We start from the raw sequence: 23,427 nt of genomic DNA, 5'->3' as shown, positions 1-23,427 counted from the left end.
GGAGAATTGATATGCCTAAGGGATACGAGATACTGTTTGAGGACCTTGAACAAACTGCATTATTCCACGAAATACTTTCCAAGAAATTGGTTTCTTCCGTATTCCAAGCCATTTTCGAATTGGCCGGCGGAAATGTCCTTGGCTATGAAGCACTGGGCCGGGGGCCGTGCGGCTCTTCCCTTCATTCCCCTTTAGCCTTGCTCCGGCTCGCGGAGAAGAACAATAAGTCTCCTGAGCTGAACCTCCTTTTTTGGCAAGCTGCCCTCGAGAAAATCACGAATATTCATTTTGATCAATACCTTTTTCTGAATATTGACCCCCAGGTGATCGGTCTCCCCCATTTCCATGAGCAATTTACCAGGGAAACTTTTCAACATTACAATATTTCGCCTCGATTGATTGTTCTGGAGATTTCCGAAAGAACTGTTATCGAAGATTATCCCCGATTTCGTCAGGTATTGACTTCCTTTACCGATCAGGGCTGCCTGATTGCCCTGGATGATGTAGGAGCAGGGTATTCCGGCTTAAAAACCATCAGTGAACTGAAACCTGATTATTTAAAAATTGACATGGATTTAGTCCGCAATATTGACCGGGACCAGTATAAACAATCGATGGTCAAGGCTCTGGTCGATATCTCTCTTTCCTTAAAAATAAAACTTATTGCCGAAGGAATTGAAACAACAGAAGAACTCCAAACCATTTCTGCCCTTGGTGTACAGTACGGGCAAGGCTTTCTGCTGCATAAACCTCAATCGGACTTTAGTACTAAAATTGATTTGACTTACGAAAAATTAATCAAAAATTAATCAACTGTTAATATGGAAAATTTATATTCAAATTGGTAAATGTTTTATCTTTATTGAAAAGGAGTAGAGTCATGCCTTTGGAATTTTCTGCTTTCGAGAAATACAATGATCTAAAATCAGAGTTTTTTAGAATACTGGAGCAAAAACAAGTTTATACTGTGTTTCAGCCTATTTTTGGATTAAAAGACGGAGAAATCATTGGTTATGAGGCTCTCGGCAGAGGTCCGGCAGACTCCCCACTGCATTCTCCCGTTGATCTTCTCAAAATTGCTGAAGAGGAACAAAAATTATTTGAATTAGACCTCCTTTTTCGAAAAAAAGCCTTGGAAAAAGCCGGCAGCTCCGGTTTTAATAAACTTCTTTTTATTAATGTCGACCCCAGTATCATCAAAGACCCGAATTTTAAAAAAGGCTTTACCCGAGATATGCTTTTGGAATTCGGCATATCCCCGAAATCCATTGTTTTTGAAATTACAGAACGCACTGCGATCAAAGATTATCAAAAGTTTTGTGAAGTATTGAACAATTATATTGAGCAAGGATACCAGATCGCCATTGATGACGTCGGGTCCGGTTACTCCGGGCTTAGAACGATTAGTGAAATCAGGCCTCACTTCATTAAAATCGATATGGATCTGATCAGAGACATAGACAACGACCAGTTCAAACAATCCATGGTCAAGGCTTTAATCAGTATATCTGAAAACTCCAGTATTCGCCTGATTGCCGAGGGTATTGAAACTGCGGAAGAACTAAAAACGCTCATCCGTTTAGGTGTTCAGTTTGGACAGGGTTTCTTCCTCCAAAGACCCCAGGCACAGTTACCCGTTGTCTCTGAAAAATCAAAAGAAATCATCAAAGATTTTAATCAAGTAATGAATAATATGAAAAGCTTTAGCCATGATTATCATTACATCTTTGATCTGATCAAAAACGATCAATGTTTCAGTGTTAATGAAGAATGCGCCGTGATTAAAAAATATTTTGATCAAACCTCATGTTCAGGTGTTTGCATTGTGGAAAACCATTATCCCATAGGCCTGATCATGCGAAATAAACTCGACTCCCAAATGGCCAGCAAATTTGGGTATTCCCTCTATTCCAAAAGACCGGTTTCCTTAATAATGGACAAGGGGCCGCTGATTGTCGATTATTACACCCCTGTTCATCATGTTGCCAACAGAGCAATGGCTCGCCCGCAAGAAAATATTTATGATGATATTATCGTTACAAAAGGATCCCATTTTGCCGGAATCGTCTCCATGCAAAAACTGATAGAATATACTCTGATTTATGAGAAAAGTTATGCTCACGAGCTTAATCCCCTCACCTCTTTGCCTGGAAATACTGTGATAAACAGAGTCCTTCAGGATACGATTACTTATAGTAAAGGATCTTGTATTTTTTATCTCGATCTGGATAATTTTAAAATTTACAATGATCTTTATGGTTTTGAAAACGGCGACAAGATTATTAAGCTTACTGCGGATATTCTTCAAAATTCAGTTAAAACCATGTATCCTTACAATAGTTTTGTAGGGCATATCGGCGGAGACGATTTTATTTTTATTGTGGAAAGCGAACAGGAAAAATACCCCACAATCTGTCAAGAAATCATCTCCGTTTTCGACCAAAGGATTTTAGAGTTCTTCAGCGCCAAGGATAAAGAAAAACAATATCTGGAGGATGAAGATCGCTATGGTACTTTACGAAGATTTAACCTCACTTCAATCTCCATTGCCGGAATATATGGACATCTGAATAAGCTTGAAACTCCTGAATCGTTCGCCCAATATATTGCCTCTTTAAAAAAGCAGGCGAAAAAAGTTCAAAAAAGCTCCTATATCATCAAAGAAATTCCAGATCATCCGTTATCTCTAATTTAATTTTATTAAGCAGCTTAAAATTTGAATTCAGTCCGGGATCTCAATCTTGAACTCTGTTCCTTTTCCAGGATCACTGTCGACATCGATCCGGCCCTGGTACAAGTTGACGATATGCTTGACTATGGATAATCCAAGTCCTGTTCCACCCAATTCGCTTGATCTTCCCCTGTCAACCCGATAAAATCGTTCAAAAATCCTATCCAGATATTCTTTTTCGATCCCGATCCCAGTGTCCCGGACAGAAATCAGAACCTTTCCTCCGGCCTGTTCAGCCTTTACTGTCACACTACCATTTTCAATATTGTATTTGATGGCATTATCAATCAGGTTAATCAATAATTGTTTTATTTTGTCCTTATTGGCTTGAATCGAAACGCTTTCGGCAATATCTGCATGAAGCCCCACTTTTCTTTCTTCAGCCGATTGTTGCAGGATAGAGAAAACCTCATCTATTACCGGTTTTAAGAACACATCTTCGATATTCCGGTCCTGTTTCATGGACTCGATCTCTGAAAGCTGCAAGATCTCATTGATCAGCCTGCTCAATCTTTCTGCCTCAATATCAATGATATCCAAAAACTTTCCGGCAACCTCCGGATCATTGACAGCCCCATCCTTTAACGTATCGATGAATCCTCTGATAGAAGTAAGCGGTGTCTTCAGCTCATGGGAAACATTGGATACAAATTCCGTCCTCATTTGCTCCAATTTTTTGATATTTGTGATATCAAGCATCGTGACAATCCCACCCATATTCTCATTTTGATGTCCTTTGATGGGATTGGCATAGACTCTGATGATTTTTTCCTCTATATTGATTAATTCCATTTGCGGAACATTCTTTTCCATTGAATCTCTTAGGACCTTGTTAATTTGCTGATTTCTGACCAGCTTGATCAGATTCATCCCCAGTATACCCTGATGATATGGGATCCCCAGAATATCACAGGCCATTGTATTAATCAAAATAATTCTTTGTCTGATATTGACCGCGATCAAACCGCCCTGCATGCTTTTCAGAATGGAGTCTACCTTAGCGTTCTGCTCGGTCAGGTCCTTCACCGTGTTTTCCAGCTTCGAAGCCATCAGATTGAAATTCTTTGCCATTTCCCCCAGTTCATCATTGGCATGGTAATAAACCCGGCGGAAATAGTTACCTTTAGCAATTTCCCCACAGGCATTGATTAATTCCCTAACCGGCTTTGTCACTGATGAAGATAGTTTTTTTGCCAAAGGAATGGTAAACAGCAGCCCTCCTAATATTCCGACCAGAGCATACAGCCAGATCATTTGGTTGATATGCTTTATTCTGTTTAACGGAACGGATACCCGGGCAATTCCTTCGGTGGAGGAGATGGGAGCGGCAATATAGAGAAAATCTACATCCAAGGTATGGCTGGCTCTGATATCCTGGCCGATATTTCCCTTGATGGCTTCCTGTATTTCTTTGCGGGAAAGGTGATTTTCCATGGTTTGATAATCCGTCTCAGACTCTCCTAATACCTGTCCCTTAAAATCGATAAAAGTCACCCTTATCGAGCTGTCAGGAGGAGCATAGAAAAAGGAAAAACTGTCATCTCCCTCAGATTTGGCAAAGAGATCCGCATATTTTTTTGCAGCCCGGTCATAATCCAGTTTCATTCCCTGGGCCGCCTCATCCCCCAAATCACTGGCCATCATAGAGGCCAAGCTTCTCAGCTTTTCCTCTATCTCGATTTGAGCATATTTCAAAGTAAGTTTAGTTCCTAAAAAAGCCGAGATCAAAATACCAATAATTAATAATACTAGAAAAGATACAAATATTCTCTTCTTCATAACCGCTTCGTTGTTTCCGAATCCGTGCGCGATACTTTGTCACTGAAACGGTAGCCGATCCCTCTGACCGTTTCTATATAAAGCGGATTGTTGTCATCCTCTTCAATCTTTTGTCTCAAATAGCGAATATGCACATCAACCGTCCTTGTTTCTCCTTGATATTCGTAACCCCAAATTTTTTCCAGAAGCATATCGCGTGATAATACCCGCCCTTTGTTCAACAGCAATAATTTTAAGAGCTCAAATTCCTTGAGCGTCAAATCAAGCTGGCGGCTGCCTTTATAGACCTCCCGCCGGCTGCAATTCATCACAATATCACCTTGCCTGATCTCTTCCTCCTCCTCAGCACCAATCTCTGTTACCCTGCGGAGGACAGCCTTGACCCGTGCGATCATTTCCCGGATGCTAAAAGGTTTGGTGATATAGTCATCCGCCCCGATCTCCAATCCCAGGACCTTATCAAATTCCTCCCCTTTGGCGGTTAACAGGATAATGGGGACTTTATGGGTAGCAGGATTCTTCCTCAAGAGCTTGCATAATTCCAGGCCGTCAATATCCGGCAGCATAATATCCAATAAAAAGAGTTCCGGCACCTTCAGGCGCGTTTCCTGTAAAAAGCTCTCTCCATTGCCAAAGGCTTTGACCCTATAGCCTTCTTTTTCTAAATTGTATTTGACGAGCTGCTGGATATGGCTTTCATCCTCAACTACATAGATTAATGACTTCGTCATTTTATCCCGCCTTTCAAATAACGACTTTAGAAAAGGAATTTTTTGTTTTCTTTATTTGCCTTATGTCTGCCTGTGACATTATAAATAACCCATTCCCCAATATTTGTTGCATGATCGGCCATCCGCTCCAGATATTTGGCGATGAAAATCAAGTTTACCGCCTGGTCAACGGCATTCGGATGTTCTTTCATGATCAGGGAAAGCTCCTGGACGATTTTAATAAACAGTCCATCGACGATATTATCGTGTTCATAGAGGCTTTGAGCCATATTAATATCCTGTTTAACATAAGAGTCCAAGGATGTTTTGACCATTTTTTTGGCTTGCTCGGCCATTTCGGGAATATCAATCAATGGCTTGATCCATGTTTTTATCATATTTTCCTGGGCCATCTTGATGGTCAGTTTAGCGATATCTGAGGAGTGATCAGCAATCCTTTCCATATCTGTAATCATCTTCAGTGCTGTGCTTATTTTTCTCAAATCACCCGCTAAAGGCTGCTGCCGGGCAATCAGGTTCAGGCATTTTTTCTCTATTTTTCTTTCATAGTCATCGACGATATCGTCTGCCTTTATGACTAACGCTGCAAGTTCCAGATCTTCATTTCTCAAAGCGGAGAGTGAATTATTGATTGAATCTTCCACGAGGCTGCCCATGTTAATCAGGTCAAGATGCAATTCTTCCAGTTCTTTAGCAAAAGTATTCCTCGTCATCCCCAGAATACCTCCTTTTTTATCTATTAATTATCCGAAACGCCCGGTGATATAATCCTCTGTCCTTTTATCGGAAGGATTACTGAAAATCGCATCTGTATCGTTATACTCTACGGCTTCCCCATGCAAGAAGAAAGCTGTTTTATCCGAGATTCGAGCGGCCTGCTGCATATTATGTGTAACAATGATGATCGTGTATTTTTCTTTCAATACATCGGCCAGATCCTCAATCTTTTGAGTGGAAATCGGGTCAAGGGCGGAGGTCGGCTCATCCATCAGCAGGATTTCCGGCTCAACCGCCAGGACCCTTGCAATACAAAGCCTTTGCTGCTGTCCGCCGGAAAGGCTTAAAGCATTCTGTTTCAGGCGATCCTTCACTTCATCCCAGAGAGCGGCACTGCGCAGGCTTTTTTCCACGATCTCGTCCAGCTTAGTTTTAACTTTAACCCCATGAATGCGCGATCCGTAAACAACATTATCATAAATGGACATCGGAAAAGGATTGGGCTTTTGAAAAACCATGCCTACCTTTTTGCGCAATTCTACCGTATCTGTTTCTTCATAAATATTTGCCTCATCAATATAAATTTGACCGGTAATGGTCACATTATTAATCAGATCATTCATCCGGTTAATCGTTTTCAAAAAAGTCGATTTGCCGCAGCCGGAAGGCCCGATCAGAGCTGTTACCTTTTTTTCCGGAATATCCATATTAATATTTTTCAGAGCCTGACTCCTGCCGTAGTACAGATTGATATTTTTGGCTGATATTTTAATCTTTTCCTTCATCATTTTCATTCCTTGTCCCAAAGTATTATTCTCGGTTATTTTGGCGCATTTGATCCGGAAAATTTGGTACTCAGCAACCTGCCTAAAAAGCGGGCGCCAATATTGAAAATTAGAACAGCAATCAACAAGATTGCCGAAGCACCGTCAGCAATTTGTCTGGAATCAGGAGCCAAGCCTTCAGAATTCACTTTCCAGATATAAACAGCTAGCGTTTCAGCCGGCCGGAAAGGGTTTAATGGAGAGGCGTCATCCAGTGGATTAAGGTTGGTAAAATCCAGATGAGGACTGCTCATTCCGGCTGTGTATAACAAGGCGGCCGCTTCACCAAAAGCTCTTCCCGCCGTAATAATTATTCCTGTAATCAGACCGGGCAGAGCAGCCGGCAACACAACCCTGACAATTGTCTGCCAGTGGGTTGCTCCTAAAGCCAAGCTGGCTTCTTTAATCGCTGAAGGAACATTTCTGATCGCATCCTCACTCAGTCTTGTGATCACGGGAATATTCAGAATTGACACAGCGAGAGCACCGGACATTAACGTATAGCCCCACCCCGTTAAATTAACAAATACCAAAAGGCCGAACAATCCGATCACAATAGAAGGAAGAGAGGCCAGAGCCTCAATTGAAAATCTTATCGCTCTGGTCAATCGATTTTGCTTGGCATATTCAGCCATGTAAATTCCTGCGGCCAAACCCACGGGAATTGTGATGATCATTGACAACAGAACCAAATAAAGAGAATTAAACAATTGCGGGGCGATGCCTCCCCCTGTTTGCATAAAAACCGGGGAGCTTGTTAAAAAATGAAGGTTTAACCTTTCCCGTCCATGGTAGAAAATATAACCGGTAAACAGGACCAGCAATAAAACTACACATGCTGCCGCCAGATAAAAAATAAAGGTAGCAGCTTTATCATATGTCTGGTTCTTAATTTTCATTCTCATTTTCCAAGCCCCCTTTAACCCCAATCTTACGGATCAGAACAATAAATAAGAAAGATATCATTAGCAGGAGCAAAGCCATTGTCCACAGCGCATTGTTCCATATCGATCCCGATGGGGTATTGCCCATATCCATCGTGATAATGCTGGTTAAGGTGGTTGTGGAATCCAAGATTGAACCCGGAATAGCAATTGAATTCCCGATGACCATTTGAACCGCCAGCGCTTCCCCGAAAGCTCTTGCCAATCCGAGGACAATTCCTGTCAGAATCCCCGGGAAAGCTGCCGGAAGGAGAACTTTGCTGATGGTTTGCCATCTCGTGGCGCCTAAAGCTAAAGAGGCTTCTTTATAATCATTGGGAAGCCTTTTAAACGAATCCGCCGCTACACTGGTTATTGTCGGAAGAATCATGATGGCCAAAACCAATCCTCCGGCCAACACGCTAAAACCGTGGCCGCTAAAATAATTTCGGACAAAGGGCACAATCACACTGAGCCCCACCCAACCATAAACGACGGAAGGTATACCGACAAAGATTTCAATGACCGGCTGAAGAACCTTATTTCCGATTCTCGGGGAAATTTCCGTCATAAAAACAGCCGCCGCCACACTTAAAGGGGCACTGAATAATAGCGCCAGTGAAGACACGGCTACCGAACCAATAATAAAAATCAGCGCCCCGACTACCGGCCCGCCGTTTTCTAAAGCTCTGTCTGGATTCCAGGTTTTTGAAAAAATAAAATCTGTTACTGAAAAATGGTTTTTAAAGAATATTGTCAGACCCTTAGAGGCAATAAAAAACACCAGACAAAATGTCAGAATAATAATCAAATATCCAACTATGCTGACAATACCTTTACCAAGCTCTTCTTTCAGGAACCGGTTAACCCTTTTTGAACGGGCTTTCATTTATCCGCCACCTTCCCTTTCTCCCTGTCGACATGGCAGCACCGGTTAAACCATATGGTTTAACCGGTCCATAAGATTTCCATGTTTTTATTCTTTGCCTTCGGGATTATCTTGATGCTTTCATGTCTGTTATTGGGATAAATTTTAAGCTTTTGACGACTGAATTTTGTACATCTGGTGAAAGAATGTAGTCAATATAGGCCTTAGTTAAGCCTGTTGCTTCCCCTTTAGTGTACATATGCTCATAAGACCAGATTGGGTAAGTACCGGCCGCAATGTTTTCGGCTGTGGGCTCAACTCCCCCATATTTGAGCGGTTTGACTGTATTGTCATTGATATAGGAAAGAGCAAGGTAGGAGATGGCGCCCGGGGTGTCGGCGACTGTCTTTTTCACTGTACCGGAAGAATCCTCGGTCAAAGCCTTTCCGGCAGCTTCCTCCGCGCCATTCAGACCGTATTTTTTGAAAGACGCCCTTGTTCCGGAAGAAGTGGGACGATTGATAATAACGACTTTCAGGTCCTGTCCGCCAACTTCATTCCAGTTGGTTATTTTACCTGTGAAGATATCCACTAACTGTTGTTGAGTAAGATTGTCCACGGAGACCTGGGGATTGACCACCGTTGCAAATCCTACCACCGCTACTTTGTGGTCGACCAGTGTTGCAGCTTCTTCCGGTTTAAGCTTCTCATCGGCAAAGATATCCGAGTTGCCGATATGCGCCGCACCTTGGAAAGCTTGAGTCAAACCTACTCCGCTGCCTCCACCCTGCACCTGAACCTTTGCCTGCGGATTCTTCGCCATGAAATCCTGGGCTGCTTTTTCTGCAAGAGGCTGCAAAGCCGAGGAGCCTACCGCAGTTATTGATCCTGAAAGTTCCTCTTTGGAGGAGTCTGCTTCTGTTCCCGCTCCCTTTCCACAGCCAGTGACAGCGACACTGGCGATGAGGAGCAGTGATACGATGAAAAGATAAATTCTGTTTTTGGCTGGTGACTTGCTCATTTTTTCCGATGAAACCTCCTGTTTCTTTATTTCATCATTATCTTAGTTCTCCCGAATTAAGTTTAAATTAAGCAATTGTTAAATTTGTGTAAAACCGAATCTGCTTATTTCAAGGGCTTTTACGATTATTTTGTATGCCTAAATTTTATGCATACTAACCATCTCCTTTATTTTTAAGTTTTTCAAGTGCAGAATAAAATGCTTTAGGGATCGGTATCCCAATCCGACCGCAGTTTTCCAGAATCGATATTGTCTCGTTGGCGATGAGCGTATAGAGGACAGCATTCCGGAGAAATCCATTACTGCCCACAACCTGGTCCAGCTGCTGGGCGACAACAACCAGGCTGAGCAGAAATATTTTTTTCACGATCCCTCTGAGTCCCTTTTGGCTGTTCAGCTCTTTCATCAGCCAGGCCGCGGCTATTCCAGACAAATAGTCAATAATGATAAAAATAACGAGAGTCTGAACCAAGTAATCAAACCCTCCGACAAGCCAGGCTAACAGTGTCCCTATGGAGGCCGCCAATATCCTTGCATTTTCCATTAATGACTTGACCCCCTCTTTTGTCTTTTCTATATACTATGATTTTCTTTGCGTATGGGAGACAAGCTTAAGGCAAAAATAATACTGCCGGTTCCTTGCTTTGTCAATGATTATTGCCATTTTAAAGCATTCGTCCTTCTGCAATTGTTCAATTAATGTGAATAAGCTGATGCTTTTTACGCGTCAGCTTATCAACCTGTTTCACCTTGTTTTTAAGTTTTTCAACTGCTGGCCGAAATCACTTATTCCAGTTTTTCTCTGATTTTCATCAGTCCCTGAATTAATGCCTGCGGCCTGGGCGGGCATCCCGGTATATAGATATCCACAGGAAGGACCCGGTCTACCCCGCCTGCACTGGCATAGCTTTTCCCGCAAATCCCTCCGCTGCAGGCACAGGTTCCCACCGCCACAATGAGCTTGGGGGCAGGTGTGGCCTGAAAAGTTTTCTGTACGGCTATCCGCAGATTTCTGGTTACCGGGCCGGTAACCATCAGAACATCCGCATGCCGCGGTGAAGCCACAAAATCAAATCCCAATCTTTGAATATCATAGACCGGGCCCGTCAGGGTGGTCATTTCCCAATCACAGCCATTACATGAACCGGCATCAAGGTGACGGATATGCACGGATTGCTGAAATGACCGGAGTGTTTTTCCGGCCGCCTGATTCAGGAGAGAGTCCAAGGATATTTCAGCCTGCTCATCTTCTTTCCCGCGGCTTAATGCTTGTACCGGACATTCCTCGATACAAAAACCGCAGCAAATACATTTTTTCAGATCAATCTTCCAAGAAAAACCTTTCCAAGCTGCTGCCTCCAGCTTTATCGCGGCCTGCGGACAAGCTTCGGCACATTTTCCGCATTGTTGACAGAACTTGTCCTGCCGGATCGGAAATCCTTGATCATGCTCCGGTATGATCGCTCCCTCTCCCGAATAATCCGTGGTAACGATTCCGGTCATCAAACTTTTACGAAATAATCTCAGCATGATATCCTCCTATCGATCAAAGCAGGAATAACACAATTCAAAACTTTTATTAATTAAAGGAAAATCGGGTACAATATTTCCCGGCACTGTGGAAGGAAGGACGGCCCAGTTGCAATAGGAAGCAGATCTTACCATATGTCTGTACAATCTGTTCTTTCCATCCGTCATGATGAGATGGACATTTTCTCCTCGTGCTGATTCGGTCATGCCAATTGCATAGCTGTAAGGAGGTGCTTGGTTCATCTCTGCCGCTAATTCTCCGGGAGGCATCAAGTCCAGGGCCTGCCTGATCATCCCTATGGATTGAAAAACCTCTTCCACCCGTATTCTGACTCTCGCCAAAACATCTCCTTCCTGATATACAGGAACTCTGAACGATAATTTAGGATAAACCAAATGAGGCAGATCTCTTCGCGTATCCTCGTCCACTCCTGCCGACCTTGCTGCGGGTCCTACCGCATGTAAATCCCTGGCCAGAGCCTTCTGTAAAATACCCGTATTTTGGGTGCGATCCAGATAAGAATCATTTGCCAAAAGAATTTCAGTTACCTCTTTGAATTCTATTTCCACCTTATCCAAAGTAATCAGGATATCTTCCCTGCTCCCGGTGTCCAAATCTTTTCTCACTCCTCCGGGAATATTGATTCCCCGAAGAAAACGACTGCCGCATGCTCGCTCATTTAGCTGCTGCATCTCTTCTTTGAGCCTGGCCCCCTGCATTGTGCCAAAAGCCAGCCCTACTCCCGCGCAAATATTTCCGACATCTCCGATATGGTTATACAACCGTTCCAGCTCTACTCCTATTGTGCGAATATAGAGCGCACGTTCCGGGACCCTCGTTCCGGAAAGCTTTTCCCAAGCAAGGCAATAGGCTGTGGAATGCGAAAAAGAGCATGCTCCGCAAATTCTTTCCGCAATTAACAACCCCTGGCGGCTGGTTTTTCCTTCAGAGATTTTTTCCATGCCGCGATGCGTATAAAATAGCTGCGCTTCCAAATTCAGCACCTTTTCCCCTACCGTGCTGAAACGAAAATGACCCGGTTCAATGATTCCGGCATGAATAGGTCCGACTGGGACCTGCATAACACCTTCCCCGTCAACCCGGTTAAAAGCCGTCTCCCCTTCAACCCAAGGGACTGCCGCTTTCAGGTTAAAATCCCTGCGCAGGGCATAATGCTTGGCAGGCCAGGTTTTATGAACGGCCAAATGCCGTTTATCCGGATGTCCTTTAGGATCCAGACCAAACATGTCTCTAATTTCCCTTTCATACCAATTGGCTGCCGGCAGGATCGGAGTTAAGGACGGAAATTCCGGTTCGGTCTCTCTAATCAAAACTTTCAGGACTATGATCAATTTATTCCTGATATCCTTAAATGTATAAAACAAGCTAAAACAATCATTCAATTCTCTCTCATCATTACAGGCCATCTGGATCAAAATATACCCCATTTTTTTGTGCAATACTCCGGACAGAATAATGATATCCTCCTTGGATACGTTTAAATGAATTTCATCTGTATAACACTGTCCGACCTCGACCCGCTCTGCCCACTCTCCCAGAAAAGCCCGGATTTCTTTCATTCTCTCATCTGTCATCATTAATTCCCTCCGGCCATCACTGCCACAACCTCTAATAAAACCTGATCTACAAAAGCAGGAATATAGAAACCGAGAACGGTCATCGGCACCAGCAAAATCAAAAACACCATCGATGTCCATTGCCGCCGCTCAGTTTCCTGAATTCTGCCCGGCGGATCCCCCAAAACTATTTTTCCCGCCGCATAGATTATCCCGGTAAATATTAAGGAAACAAAAATAAGCACTAATCCGGAATGCCAAATCCTGCCGGCACTGAATCCGGCACTGAAAATGATAAACTCACTCAAAAAAATACTGAAAGGCGGTAAACCGGCAATCGCAAATGCCCCGATGAAGAATGCCAGTCCCGACCGGGGCATGGCCTTGATGGCTCCTTTAATTTTACCGATTTTTTTGCTTCGAAAATATTGCGTAATATTTCCCGCTCCGAAAAAGAGAAAGGATTTGGTGAACGCGTGATTTAACATATGTAAAAAAGCCCCGTACAAGGCCGGCTTGCTTCCAATTCCTACCGCAAAAGTGATTAATCCCATATGTTCAATACTGGAATACGCCAAGAGCCTTTTTAAATCATGCTGGGCAATAATAAAAGGCATTGCAATGAGGATAGAGATCAGGCCGAAAAAAAGAAGCAAATCATGCGAAAACATGCCCAAAGGCTTCACCGCGATAAGATGAAACCGCAGGATTCCATATAAAGCACAATTCAGGAGAACACCGGAGAGTATCGCACTAACCGGCGCCGGTGCCTGGCTGTGGGCATCAGGAAGCCAGGTGTGCATCGGCGCCAGCCCAGCCTTTGTCCCATACCCGACCAAAGCAAAGACAAAAGCCAGCTTAAGGAGCTTTGGATCAAGCTTTTCCGCATTCTCAACGATACTCAGCCAGTCCAGGGAAAGACTTTCTCCCGTAACTGATACGGCGGCATAATGAAGAAGTATGGTCCCAAATAAAGCAAAAATAATTCCAACTGTACAGATGATAATATACTTCCAAGCTGCCTCCAGAGAGCTCTTCTTATCATAAAAGCCGACAAGCAAGGCTGACGCCAGAGTTGTTGCTTCAATGGAAACCCACATGATTCCCATATTACCGGCCATTACTACACAAAACATGGTAAAGATGAAGATATAAAACCAAAAATAATACCATTTCAGCCGCCCGGCCTCAATTTCCCTCTCTTCGACATCCTTGCTAAGGTAACCCAGGGAAAATATCGCTGTTAACAGTCCAATGACTGAAATTATACTGATAATAAAAGCACTTAAGGCATCAATATAGATATAGCGGCCCAACAAAGAAGCAGGCCCATTTTTAAAGACTTGCCCGGCAAGAAAAAGCCCTGCCAAAGCTATGGCCATTCCCCCCAGGACATTCACTGCGCCCAGGGTGGTCTTCTTTTTTAGGAAAGCACAAAGGAGAGCTGTTAATAAAGGCAAAATCAGCAAAAGATATGACATACCCTTTATCCTCGCAGGTTTCTTAATTTTTCTGTATCAATACTCTCAAAGCTGCGGTTTATCCGGAAAACCAGTATCCCCATGATTAAAATGCCAATCAGCATATCCAGAAATATTCCCAATTCCACCACCGGAGGCATCCCCTTGGATGTTCCTACTCCCATGAGGAAAAGCCCGTTTTCCATAATGATAAATCCGGTAATTTGCATGACCGCGGATTTACGGGTGGTCATAACCAGCAGCCCTATCAGCATCATCGCCACACCGGCATGTAAAGCCTCGCGGATGAGTCCGGATTCCTGTCCGATTATCTGCCCTGTGGAAAAATAAGCGACAATCACCAATGCCCCGGCGAGGATTAAAGATGTTTTTCTATTCAGATATGACTTGATATCCTTGCTGATCCCAACCTTTTTAATGACCCTTGCCAGAATAAAAGGGATCAGACCGGCCTTTACGGCCAATGTCAGCAGGGCCGCGAAATACATCTCATGGATTCCTGTCACATACCCCAAGCTTAAACTTAACCCCGCCAATAAAACTGCCTGGGCCACAATGATTGCAATAACCGTATCTAAAAACCGCGCGACTAAAATCATAAAACAGGTACAGAGGACCAAAGTAATCATCAGATTGCTGATTCCTAAATTATCATAAGCCATTTCTTTACCCCCTAAGCAATAAATCACAAATCAGACCCAATAGGCCCAACAAAAATGCCCCAAATAACAGTTCCGGTACTTTGAACAATCTCATTTTTGACATGGATGTTTCGATTACCGCCATCACTATCCCCAGAAATACTAATTTCCCGAGAAAAAATAATATCCCCCCGAAAACAGAAGCCGCATTTAAGCTAAAGGCAATTCCCCAGGGAAAAAAGATATTTGCCAAAAAAGTAAAGATTAAAACCTGTTTCAGATAGGCTCCCAGAGTCAAGAGTGCCAATGGTTTGCCTGAATACTCCAAAAGCATCCCTTCGTGGATCATCGTCAATTCTAAATGGGTGTCCGGATTATCAACGGGGATCCGCCCCGTCTCCGCAATGGCAACCACAAAAAGTGCCAGAAAGGAGATGAAATGGGATGGGGTAAAGACTGCCGGACCCGTCTTCGCTACTTCTGTCACAATCTGGGAGAGATTTGTCGTCCCCGCTGCAAGGGAGACCGTAAATAATGGCAGCATCATTGCCGGTTCCACTACTGAAGAAAGAGCCATCTCTCTGCTGCTTGCCATACCCCCAAAAGCGCTTCCGGCATCCAGACCCGCTAACGCCAAAAAGAAACGGGCTAACGCCAATAAATATACGATTAATATAATGTCTCCGCCAAAAGCTAAAGGACCGGCGACAGTTACTGCCGGTACCAGCATGGCAATAACCAGCATCGCCCCGAAATAAAGATAAGGTGTGGCCGTAAAAATCCACGAAGTATGCTCAGAAACTACAGTTTCCTTCTGCAGATACTTATACAGATCATAATAAGGCTGACAAATCCTTGGTCCCCGCCTGTTTTGAAAAAAGGCTTTTATTTTTTTGATGATGCCTGCAAGCAAGGGAGCCAGCGCCAGCATCAAAAGCATTTGAAAAATTGTGAAGAAGACCCCGGCCATTATCTTAATCTCCTATCTCGTATAAATAAGCAAAATGACTAAAGTAATCAGAATATACCCTAAATATAAATGAATGCTTCCCGATTGCATGGACCGCATTTTGCCCGCGATTTTGATGAAGAAATTGGTCGCCGGATGATAAATCAGATCTTCAAATACCGGTTTCAGATCTCCTTGATAACTGATCCGACGCGTAAAGTACGGTTTAAGCTCATATTCCCGCTCAACCTTTCTGACCGGAAAAAGAACGAAGCGAAAAATAATCCTCAAGGGCTTGGAGAAAGAGGTTGCTGTATATTGCATCTTTGGCGTCAGCTCCTCCCCGCAATTCCAGGTTTCCTCAATTCTGACTTTTCCCCCCCGGCCAATTCGTTTAAGAACCGCAAAAGTAATCCCAAAAGCCATCAATAAAAGTACCGTGATTAAAAGAGGGGAAACGGTGATTCCCGGACTTGTCTCAGCGCCGGAGGCCCAGTGCAGATTCAGCCACCGCTTATCTCCGGCCATGACACTGTTCTCAATATTCAGGAGACCGGCTGCCACTGAATCCAACGGCTTCAGTATCAAATAAGGAAAAATCCCGGTTAGGAGACTGATGAAAGCCAGAATAGACATCCCGATGCGCATGCTTAAGGGAACTTCCCTTGCCCTTTCAGCTTTCTCACTGCGTGGTTGAGCTAAAAATTGGATCCCAAATGCTTTGACAAAGCATGCCGCGGCCAGCGCTCCGGTCAATGCCAATAACGCGGCAAACACAGGACAAAGAACCTTTAGGATGATATTGACGGGACTGGACGCCAGCATTAATATGGACTGAAAGGTCATCCATTCACTGATAAAACCATTACATGGCGGAATTGCTGAAATGGAAACCGCTCCAATTAAAAAAAAGAGTCCGGTCCAAGGCATCCTTTTCAGCAAACCGCCCATTTCCTCCATATTACGAGTGTGGGCAGCAAAATGAACCGCACCTGCTCCCATGAACAAAAGCCCTTTAAACACCGCATGATTAAAGACATGAAACAGTCCGGCCATTAAGCCGACAACGGCTAACTCAGGATGTCCACTGCTCATAAAAATTAATGATACTCCAAGACCCATTAAGATAATCCCCATATTATCCACACTGCAATAAGCCAGCATTCTTTTTACATCGTGCTCCATCAAGGCGTACATCACCCCCAACAAAGCCGATACCACGCCCAGAACCAGAATCAGTATCCCCCACCAGATTGGACCGCCACCTAAAATGTCAATCACAACCCTGATAAACCCATAAATTGCCGTTTTCAGCATTACTCCGGACATTAAGGCCGATATATTACTAGGTGCGGCAGGATGAGCCCGGGGCAGCCAGATATGAAGGGGAACAAGACCGGCTTTCATTCCGAAACCAAAGGTAACCATGAAAAAAATGGCTGTTTTCAAGCCCTGCGGCAAAGCCGGACCAACTGCGGCTGCCTGAGCAAAACTAAAGCTGCCCGTTTCTTTGTACAGCAGTAGAAAAGCCGCCACAATAAAAAGAGTCCCTAAATGCGTCATAATCATATAGATAAACCCGGCCTTGCGCGCATGATCGTCCCGATGGTCAAAGACAACCAGGCAACAAGAGATGAGGGACATCAGTTCCCAGCAAAACAAAAACATAAAAAAGCTGCCACTGACCACAACCAGAAACATGGATAAGAGAAAAAGGTGGTAAAGCAGACCTAAAAGACCAATATTGTATTGGCCGACATATTCTTTAACATAAGAAAAGGAATAGATTGATACGGCCAGAGAGACTACCGCAATCACAATCATAAAAAAAGCGCTTAAATTGTCTATATGCACAGTATAGTCCAACCCCAAGAACGTCCCCGCCGGAATACTAAGATTGACTGTTTCCTGCTTCAGCAATACATTCACTCCGCATAGCAAGGCGGAAAAACAGGCTGCCAAGGCAAAAGTAAAGGCTACGCTTATACTTAAGCGAGCCTGTTTATGGACAATTAAGGAGAGTAATCCCCCTAATAAAAATAAAACTACAGCAATAAAAAACAATCCATTTGCGTTCAACATCGGGACGAATACTCCCTTATCATAAAAATTCAAAGTCTTTTAAGTTTACCCTTCCAGAAACCACTCGTCAAACAACTATACGGCTCATAATTATTGACTCCTTCTCATATTTATTGACGAAAGAGCCTTATCGGCAATTAGTAGTATCATTCGTCTAAATATTGCTTCCTTTTACAAATAAGAGCCTCATTCAAAAATAATTAATGAAATATTCAACAAATTTCTTCTAATTCCTGCATCAAATTTCTTAATTTTCAGATTATTTTTCTGATCTTTGGGGGAATCGTCCTGACAGATCAGCCTATTTTCCGGTCCCCAATTTACTTTTCTTAAAATTATCTTCATACTGTTTGATCAATTTATAAAAAGTGCTTTTTTTTAAGCCTAGCTGTTTCATTGCTTCTACGGCAGTAATCTGCATATTCTTCCACTTAAAATATACTTGGTTAAAATTAGGCGGGAGCTGGGCCTTTGGTCTGCCCAGAATCACTCCATTCTTCCTGGCCTTTTGAATTCCTTTAGCCTGCTTGTTTTTCACCTGTTCCTTTTCTTGTTCTAAAAAATAGGTAAATAGCTGAACAACAACTTCACTGATATAATTTCCGGTTAATCCTTTATACAGAGTTGTATCAATCAAGGGCATATCCAGTACTCTAATGTTTATTCCGTTTAAGGTTATTTCCTGCCATTCCCGGACGATTTCTCCGAGATTTTCCCCTAAAGCATTTATGGAGTCAATATTTAGAATATCCTCAGGCCGCAGAAGCTGTTTTAACTTAAAATAGTTCTCCCGCTCAACACCGTTTTCATCCTTGTAATCAATAAAAACCTCTGTTTCAGCAATTCCCATTTGATGTATTATTGCCATTTGTTTTTCAAAGCCCTGATCCAAAATCGATACCTGAGTATAATAATAGTTCTTTTCCATAGAATACCTCATTGTTTTCTTTGATCTTACCAAAAGAGGCCAAAAAAGTCTATAATATTTTACGAACGTCTATAAAAGTCATTATTATTATTTTTTAGACTATATATCTGGACTAATGCCTTTTTTTCGACTTGTCTGCCCCTATGAAGCCTTCGCACAAACTTCCTCAGACCAGTTCATTTCTTCACAAGAAAGCCATGAGAAAACAGATCCCTATCCGGGAATAAAGTCATTTAGGGACTAAAGAAATAAACGTTAAGCTGAAATACACCAGACTAAATCTATGAACATTGTATTGAGTTGACTCCATTTGTCTGGGTCAACAAATTTTTGATTGTTAATGATAAATTATCCCATGAGACAGGTTCAAATCCAGTATTTCGATCAAATTCATTTTTATCTATACTACAAACAACCCCTGCGAGGATGCCCCAGGATCGATTTAATGATATCCGACAAGGGGAAAGTCCTTATTTTCATTAACGCTTTATCTTGCGTGTTTTTAGCGCTGCAGGCCCAGATCGGCTCCAATCACTCCAATATATTCTCCGGTTTGATTCTTTACCGGTAGTGATACTGTTAAGCATGGATTCTTGGTAATGGCAGATACATAGATATCTGAAATAAACTCCTCCCCGCGGATACTTTTTTGAAACCATTCACGGATCTTGGCATTGGCTATTTTCGCAGGAGGATTAGAGTAAAGAAACTTCCCCTGCTCATCATTAATCCAGATTGCTTCCAGATTAACATGTTTTCCTAAAAAATTATCCAGTATATTCTTTACTATAGGTTGTTCCATTTGGATTTGCGTCTGATCTAAGATTTCTTCCTTAATCATTTTTATGATCGTAGCTCCATTTTCCTTGAAGCCTTCCCGGTCAAGCTCTAATGAATACTGGCTTGATTCTACCAATTTGGATAGCCCATCTTGGGATTCCAGAAGATTATTGGACAGCAGGTTAATTTCATTGATGCTTTCAGATTGCTTTTGAATCGCATCATAAATCCCTTTAAAACCCAAATTCACTTGTTCTACCGTACTTTCGACCTCATCGACATTCTTCCCGATCGTTGAAGCGTTCTTATATTCCTCATCCGTAATATTAATCACAGACTGAATCAGGCGATGTACCTTACTGTATGATTCCTGGATTTGGTGCAGGCTCTTTTCAATCTCCTCTGAAAGTGTTACGCCCGTATTGACATCATTTCTGTTGGCATCCATTGTATTGGTGACATCTCTCACATCCATATCCATTTTAGAAATCAGACCGGTGATTTGGGATACTGCTGTTTTACTATGATCAGATAATTTGCGGATCTCCTCAGCAACAACACTAAAGCCCCTGCCATGTTCACCTGCTCTAGCGGACTCTATGGCTGCATTTAAAGATAGTAAATTAGTCTGATTAGCGATCTCATCTACCGCCTGTAATATGTTGGAGATATCCTGAAAGGTCTTTTTAAATTCATTAATATTGGATATCAGAACCAGACTGGACTGGTTAACGCGATTAATGATTTGAACAATCTCCATTACCCCCTGTAACCCATCAACAATTACTTGTTCAGATTCATTACTCGTTGTTAACATTTCGGCTGATGTTTCCTTAACATTCTCCAGTCTCTGAATAAGGGTTTTTACAGAATTCAGAACCATATGAAGCTTTTCCTGACTGTTTTCATTGTTTTGCACAGTATAATCCGCCTGAGCATAGAGCTGCTGCGCAAATGAGTTGCATTCCGTCAGATTTGTTGACAATTGCCGGGATACTGCATCGATTTGGGTAGATGCTACCTGAACCTCAAAACTATGGGACAAGAGTTTCGCTTTAAGTTCATCTATCAGAGGAAGAGAACGTTTGAATACAAAGTTATTTTTCTCTATTTTCAGCTCGTATGTATAATTCCCCTTAACCAGTTCCTGCAGTAAACAGTTGAGCAACTTGATTTGTTTTTTCAGCCAAATCCCTAATATGAAAATGATGAAAATGATTGCTGATAAATAAAGTATAATCATTTCTCTCCCCCCAAAAATTAAAAAAAGGCCCAAGATGTTTGCTCAACGTCTTTGTTGCCTTTAGCGTATTTAGTATACTCTATATTGCGCGTAATTTTCAAGACACGATCATAACACTCAGACAAATTGACGTTATAGGATAAACATTATACAATAATATCAAAAAACCACAAAATCAAGAACGGTAATCATTTTATTTTCTAAAGAATCGACCTGTTTTCTTTAGAAAAAGAAACCGGTGATAAACCCTTAGCCATGTCTTCAGGATTTGGCTTAAGGAAAATAATATATCAAGGAGGAATGGCCATGCCTGATTTCGGTAACCCATTTTCCGGTCTTGCTAACGACCGCAAGCTCACTGAACAAGAATTAATCCGAGCGATTCGTTTTATGGTTTCTGCGGAATATGAAGCGATCCAGCTTTATATGCAGCTGGCTGAATCAACCGATAACAAATTGGCTATAGAGGTTTTAAAAGATATCGCCGATGAAGAAAGAGTTCATGCGGGAGAATTTTTAAGACTATTGAAAGAGCTTGCTCCCGACGAAGAAAATTTCTATTTGGAAGGGGCCGAGGAAGTTGAGGAAGAGATTGATCAATTAAAAGACAAGTCGTAGTCGTAAGCTTTTATGAAACGGCCAAAGACGACCGATACCCTGGAGCCTGACTGCTCTGGGGTTTTTTATTTTTCAGACTTATGGTTTTGCCAATCTATATTTCGGATACACTCCTTTTATGACGTGAGCAGTTCATTCGCCAGCAGCGCTTCAAATCCCCTGACCGGAAGCGGTTTGGAAAAGTAATATCCTTGAGCCAGGTCACAGCCAATCTCTTCTAAAAAATCAGCCTGCTTCGCGGTTTCAATTCCCTCAGAGACCACACGCAGATGCAATTGCTTGGCCATTTTTACGAAGCCCCGGATAATAATCTCATCTTTATTCGTGATTAAACCCTTACTGAAAAATCCCTTATCCAGCTTTAATACGTCAACCGGCAGGTCCTTTAGCGCAAGCAATGAAGAGTACCCTGAGCCAAAATCATCCATAGAAATAGTCATTCCCTGCTTTTTTAAGCTATAGGCCACCTTGAGGAGATCAACAGATTGGTCGATAAAAGCGCTTTCTGTCAGCTCAATTTCCAAAAGATTAGGCGGAATTCCGTAGCTTTGCATGATGCTGATCAGCCGGGCCGTGAAATCGCGGGTAAGCAAATGGAGCCTGGAAAAGTTGACGGAAATGGGAATGACAGGTTTATGGCCGGCAATCCAGGTTTTCAGCAGCAAGCAAATTTTTTCAAAAACATAAAAATCGAGATCCAGAATAAACCTGTTTTTTTCCAAATGAGGAATGAAATCGGCAGGCAAAAGAAAGCCCAGGTTTGGATGATCCCAACGCACCAGCGCCTCCGCTCCTTCGATTGTCCGCCCGCTAAGCTTGTATTTGGGTTGCAGGAAAATCATAAAGTTCCCGTTTTGCAAAGATGAGAGCATGGAAAGTTCCAACTCTTTGACCAGCATCAGCTGCTGATGCAAGGAGGCGTTATAAAAGAAAAGCGTACTTTTTCTATTGCCTTTGGCTAATTTGCGGGCCGCATTGGCTTTATCGATCAGAGAGGAGATCACCGTATCCTCCGGTTGGATCAGATAAATGCCCACCGCGACACATATTTCCACCGCCGGCTGCAGAGAACGGTTCAACGCCGCGAAGCCATTATGCCACTGCTTCAGGCGTTTCAGAAAGGTAGCCTGGCTTTCATATTCGGCCAGAACCATAAAAATATCTCCTGAAACCCGGCCGATCAGTTCAACATCAGTCAGCCCGTCTCGGATGGAGCAGGCCAGGTTCCTAATCACCCTGTCTCCATTATCATGGCCGAGCGTATCATTAATATCCTTGAATTGTTCGATGTCACAGGTAATGATCGCATATTTTTTTTCTTTATGCCGGCTGATTAACTTTTCCATTTCTGTGTGAAAAGCTTCAAAATTATGCACACCGGTCAAAATATCGGTAGAAGCAACCTTTTGAAGTTTTTGCAGGGTTTGCAGATGAATGAAATGATCGCTGATGATTTTGGAGATAACGACCAGGGTATCGGTCTGATGTCTGGTCCAGGTCCGGCTTGGCGTATAATCACCAAGTATGATCAGCCCTAAAAGCCGCTGCTGATTCCTAATAGCGCATTGGAGGGAAAAGGTTGCTTCGCAAGAAAGAATACCGGCGTCCGGAGGAAAGTAGCCGATATAAATTCCTTGATCATTGAAGCGCTGCATATGCCTCTCCCAGTCTTCAGTCGTGCAATTTCTCAGCTGGGATAGATCTGGGGCGACACCGGCTCCGCACCAGGAGTAAATGTTGACGACAGACCCGTCCCATTCTGAAAATTCAACAACATAAGCCCTGGCCGCATGATAATAAATACCTGCAATTTGGAGGATCATTGAAATCATGTCCGGTTGTATGCTGTTTTGTCTGATCTGTTCAGCATTGCTTCCGCCAGGGTCGGATTGCTCGGTCAATTTTTGTGACGCACGGCTAGAACGGTTATTCAAAGCTATCCTCCCGGGTTAGATATATCTAACATTATAACATAATCATTTGCCTGTCACTAGAAGTAAAAA

Annotated in this window: 20 protein-coding genes; 3 read left to right on the top strand and 17 right to left on the bottom strand. The window is 42.8% G+C overall.

What is annotated here, in order from left to right; translation table 11 throughout:
* The first annotated feature begins 11 nt into the window (after positions 1-11).
* Both SGLY_RS00695 and SGLY_RS00690 read left to right on the top strand, forming a co-directional pair.
* Positions 12-809 carry an EAL domain-containing protein gene (locus tag SGLY_RS00695; RefSeq protein WP_013623380.1) on the top strand — a complete coding sequence of 266 codons (798 nt, stop codon included), beginning with the start codon at positions 12-14 and terminating at the stop codon, positions 807-809.
* Between the two features lie 71 nt (positions 810-880).
* Complete coding sequence (locus SGLY_RS00690) at positions 881-2,695, top strand: GGDEF domain-containing protein (protein ID WP_013623379.1); 1,815 nt, start codon at positions 881-883, stop codon at positions 2,693-2,695.
* 27 nt (positions 2,696-2,722) lie between these two features.
* Here the strand turns inward: SGLY_RS00690 and pnpS are convergent, their stop codons facing one another.
* From pnpS to SGLY_RS00610, 16 genes are all read right to left on the bottom strand, one after another.
* Positions 2,723-4,426 carry a two-component system histidine kinase PnpS gene (gene pnpS / locus SGLY_RS00685; RefSeq protein ID WP_169312000.1) on the bottom strand — a complete coding sequence of 568 codons (1,704 nt, stop codon included), beginning with the start codon at positions 4,424-4,426 and terminating at the stop codon, positions 2,723-2,725.
* Between the two features lie 80 nt (positions 4,427-4,506).
* Entirely contained in the window at positions 4,507-5,241 is a 735-nt protein-coding gene (locus SGLY_RS00680) for a response regulator transcription factor (RefSeq protein WP_013623377.1), read from the bottom strand.
* 26 nt (positions 5,242-5,267) lie between these two features.
* Positions 5,268-5,954, bottom strand: coding sequence for a phosphate signaling complex protein PhoU (phoU, locus tag SGLY_RS00675; protein WP_013623376.1), 687 nt, complete (start codon positions 5,952-5,954; stop codon positions 5,268-5,270).
* 30 nt (positions 5,955-5,984) lie between these two features.
* Positions 5,985-6,746 (bottom strand): phosphate ABC transporter ATP-binding protein PstB, encoded by a 762-nt coding sequence (pstB, locus tag SGLY_RS00670; protein ID WP_013623375.1) that lies wholly within the window; start codon positions 6,744-6,746, stop codon positions 5,985-5,987.
* 32 nt (positions 6,747-6,778) lie between these two features.
* The gene (gene pstA / locus SGLY_RS00665) at positions 6,779-7,687 is read right to left on the bottom strand and encodes a phosphate ABC transporter permease PstA (protein WP_013623374.1); all 909 of its coding nucleotides are present in this window, start codon (positions 7,685-7,687) and stop codon (positions 6,779-6,781) included.
* On the bottom strand, positions 7,671-8,594 hold the full coding sequence (gene pstC, locus SGLY_RS00660; protein WP_013623373.1) for a phosphate ABC transporter permease subunit PstC: 924 nt from the start codon (positions 8,592-8,594) through the stop codon (positions 7,671-7,673). The genes pstA and pstC overlap by 17 nt, the downstream gene beginning before the upstream one ends.
* Before the next feature lie 106 nt (positions 8,595-8,700).
* Positions 8,701-9,594 (bottom strand): phosphate ABC transporter substrate-binding protein, encoded by an 894-nt coding sequence (locus tag SGLY_RS00655; protein ID WP_013623372.1) that lies wholly within the window; start codon positions 9,592-9,594, stop codon positions 8,701-8,703.
* Positions 9,595-9,748: 154 nt separating this feature from the next.
* On the bottom strand, positions 9,749-10,138 hold the full coding sequence (locus SGLY_RS00650) for a phage holin family protein (protein WP_013623371.1): 390 nt from the start codon (positions 10,136-10,138) through the stop codon (positions 9,749-9,751).
* A 242-nt stretch (positions 10,139-10,380) separates the two neighbouring features.
* Positions 10,381-11,124, bottom strand: coding sequence for an NADH-quinone oxidoreductase subunit B family protein (locus tag SGLY_RS00645; protein ID WP_013623370.1), 744 nt, complete (start codon positions 11,122-11,124; stop codon positions 10,381-10,383).
* A gap of 9 nt (positions 11,125-11,133) precedes the next feature.
* Complete coding sequence (locus SGLY_RS00640) at positions 11,134-12,723, bottom strand: hydrogenase large subunit (protein WP_013623369.1); 1,590 nt, start codon at positions 12,721-12,723, stop codon at positions 11,134-11,136.
* Positions 12,723-14,183, bottom strand: a complete 1,461-nt coding sequence (locus tag SGLY_RS00635) for a hydrogenase 4 subunit F (RefSeq protein WP_013623368.1) — start codon at positions 14,181-14,183, stop codon at positions 12,723-12,725. Before SGLY_RS00635 ends, SGLY_RS00640 begins: the two co-directional genes overlap by 1 nt.
* A gap of 5 nt (positions 14,184-14,188) precedes the next feature.
* Positions 14,189-14,845 (bottom strand): NADH-quinone oxidoreductase subunit K, encoded by a 657-nt coding sequence (locus SGLY_RS00630; RefSeq protein ID WP_013623367.1) that lies wholly within the window; start codon positions 14,843-14,845, stop codon positions 14,189-14,191.
* A gap of 4 nt (positions 14,846-14,849) precedes the next feature.
* Entirely contained in the window at positions 14,850-15,794 is a 945-nt protein-coding gene (locus SGLY_RS00625; protein ID WP_013623366.1) for a respiratory chain complex I subunit 1 family protein, read from the bottom strand.
* Positions 15,795-15,806: 12 nt separating this feature from the next.
* Positions 15,807-17,855 (bottom strand): hydrogenase 4 subunit B, encoded by a 2,049-nt coding sequence (gene hyfB / locus SGLY_RS00620; RefSeq protein ID WP_013623365.1) that lies wholly within the window; start codon positions 17,853-17,855, stop codon positions 15,807-15,809.
* A gap of 301 nt (positions 17,856-18,156) precedes the next feature.
* Entirely contained in the window at positions 18,157-18,783 is a 627-nt protein-coding gene (locus SGLY_RS00615) for a recombinase family protein (protein WP_013623364.1), read from the bottom strand.
* Between the two features lie 502 nt (positions 18,784-19,285).
* The gene (locus tag SGLY_RS00610) at positions 19,286-20,806 is read right to left on the bottom strand and encodes a methyl-accepting chemotaxis protein (protein WP_013623363.1); all 1,521 of its coding nucleotides are present in this window, start codon (positions 20,804-20,806) and stop codon (positions 19,286-19,288) included.
* A 306-nt stretch (positions 20,807-21,112) separates the two neighbouring features.
* Here SGLY_RS00610 and SGLY_RS00605 point away from each other — a divergent pair, with 306 nt between their 5' ends.
* Entirely contained in the window at positions 21,113-21,424 is a 312-nt protein-coding gene (locus SGLY_RS00605) for a ferritin family protein (RefSeq protein WP_013623362.1), read from the top strand.
* 116 nt (positions 21,425-21,540) lie between these two features.
* Here SGLY_RS00605 and SGLY_RS00600 read toward each other — a convergent pair whose 3' ends face one another.
* Positions 21,541-23,358, bottom strand: coding sequence for a putative bifunctional diguanylate cyclase/phosphodiesterase (locus SGLY_RS00600; protein ID WP_013623361.1), 1,818 nt, complete (start codon positions 23,356-23,358; stop codon positions 21,541-21,543).
* Positions 23,359-23,427 lie beyond the last annotated feature (69 nt).

Source organism: Syntrophobotulus glycolicus DSM 8271, from assembly GCF_000190635.1.
Taxonomy (GTDB): domain Bacteria; phylum Bacillota; class Desulfitobacteriia; order Desulfitobacteriales; family Syntrophobotulaceae; genus Syntrophobotulus; species Syntrophobotulus glycolicus.
This window is presented reverse-complemented; position numbering and strand designations above follow the sequence as displayed.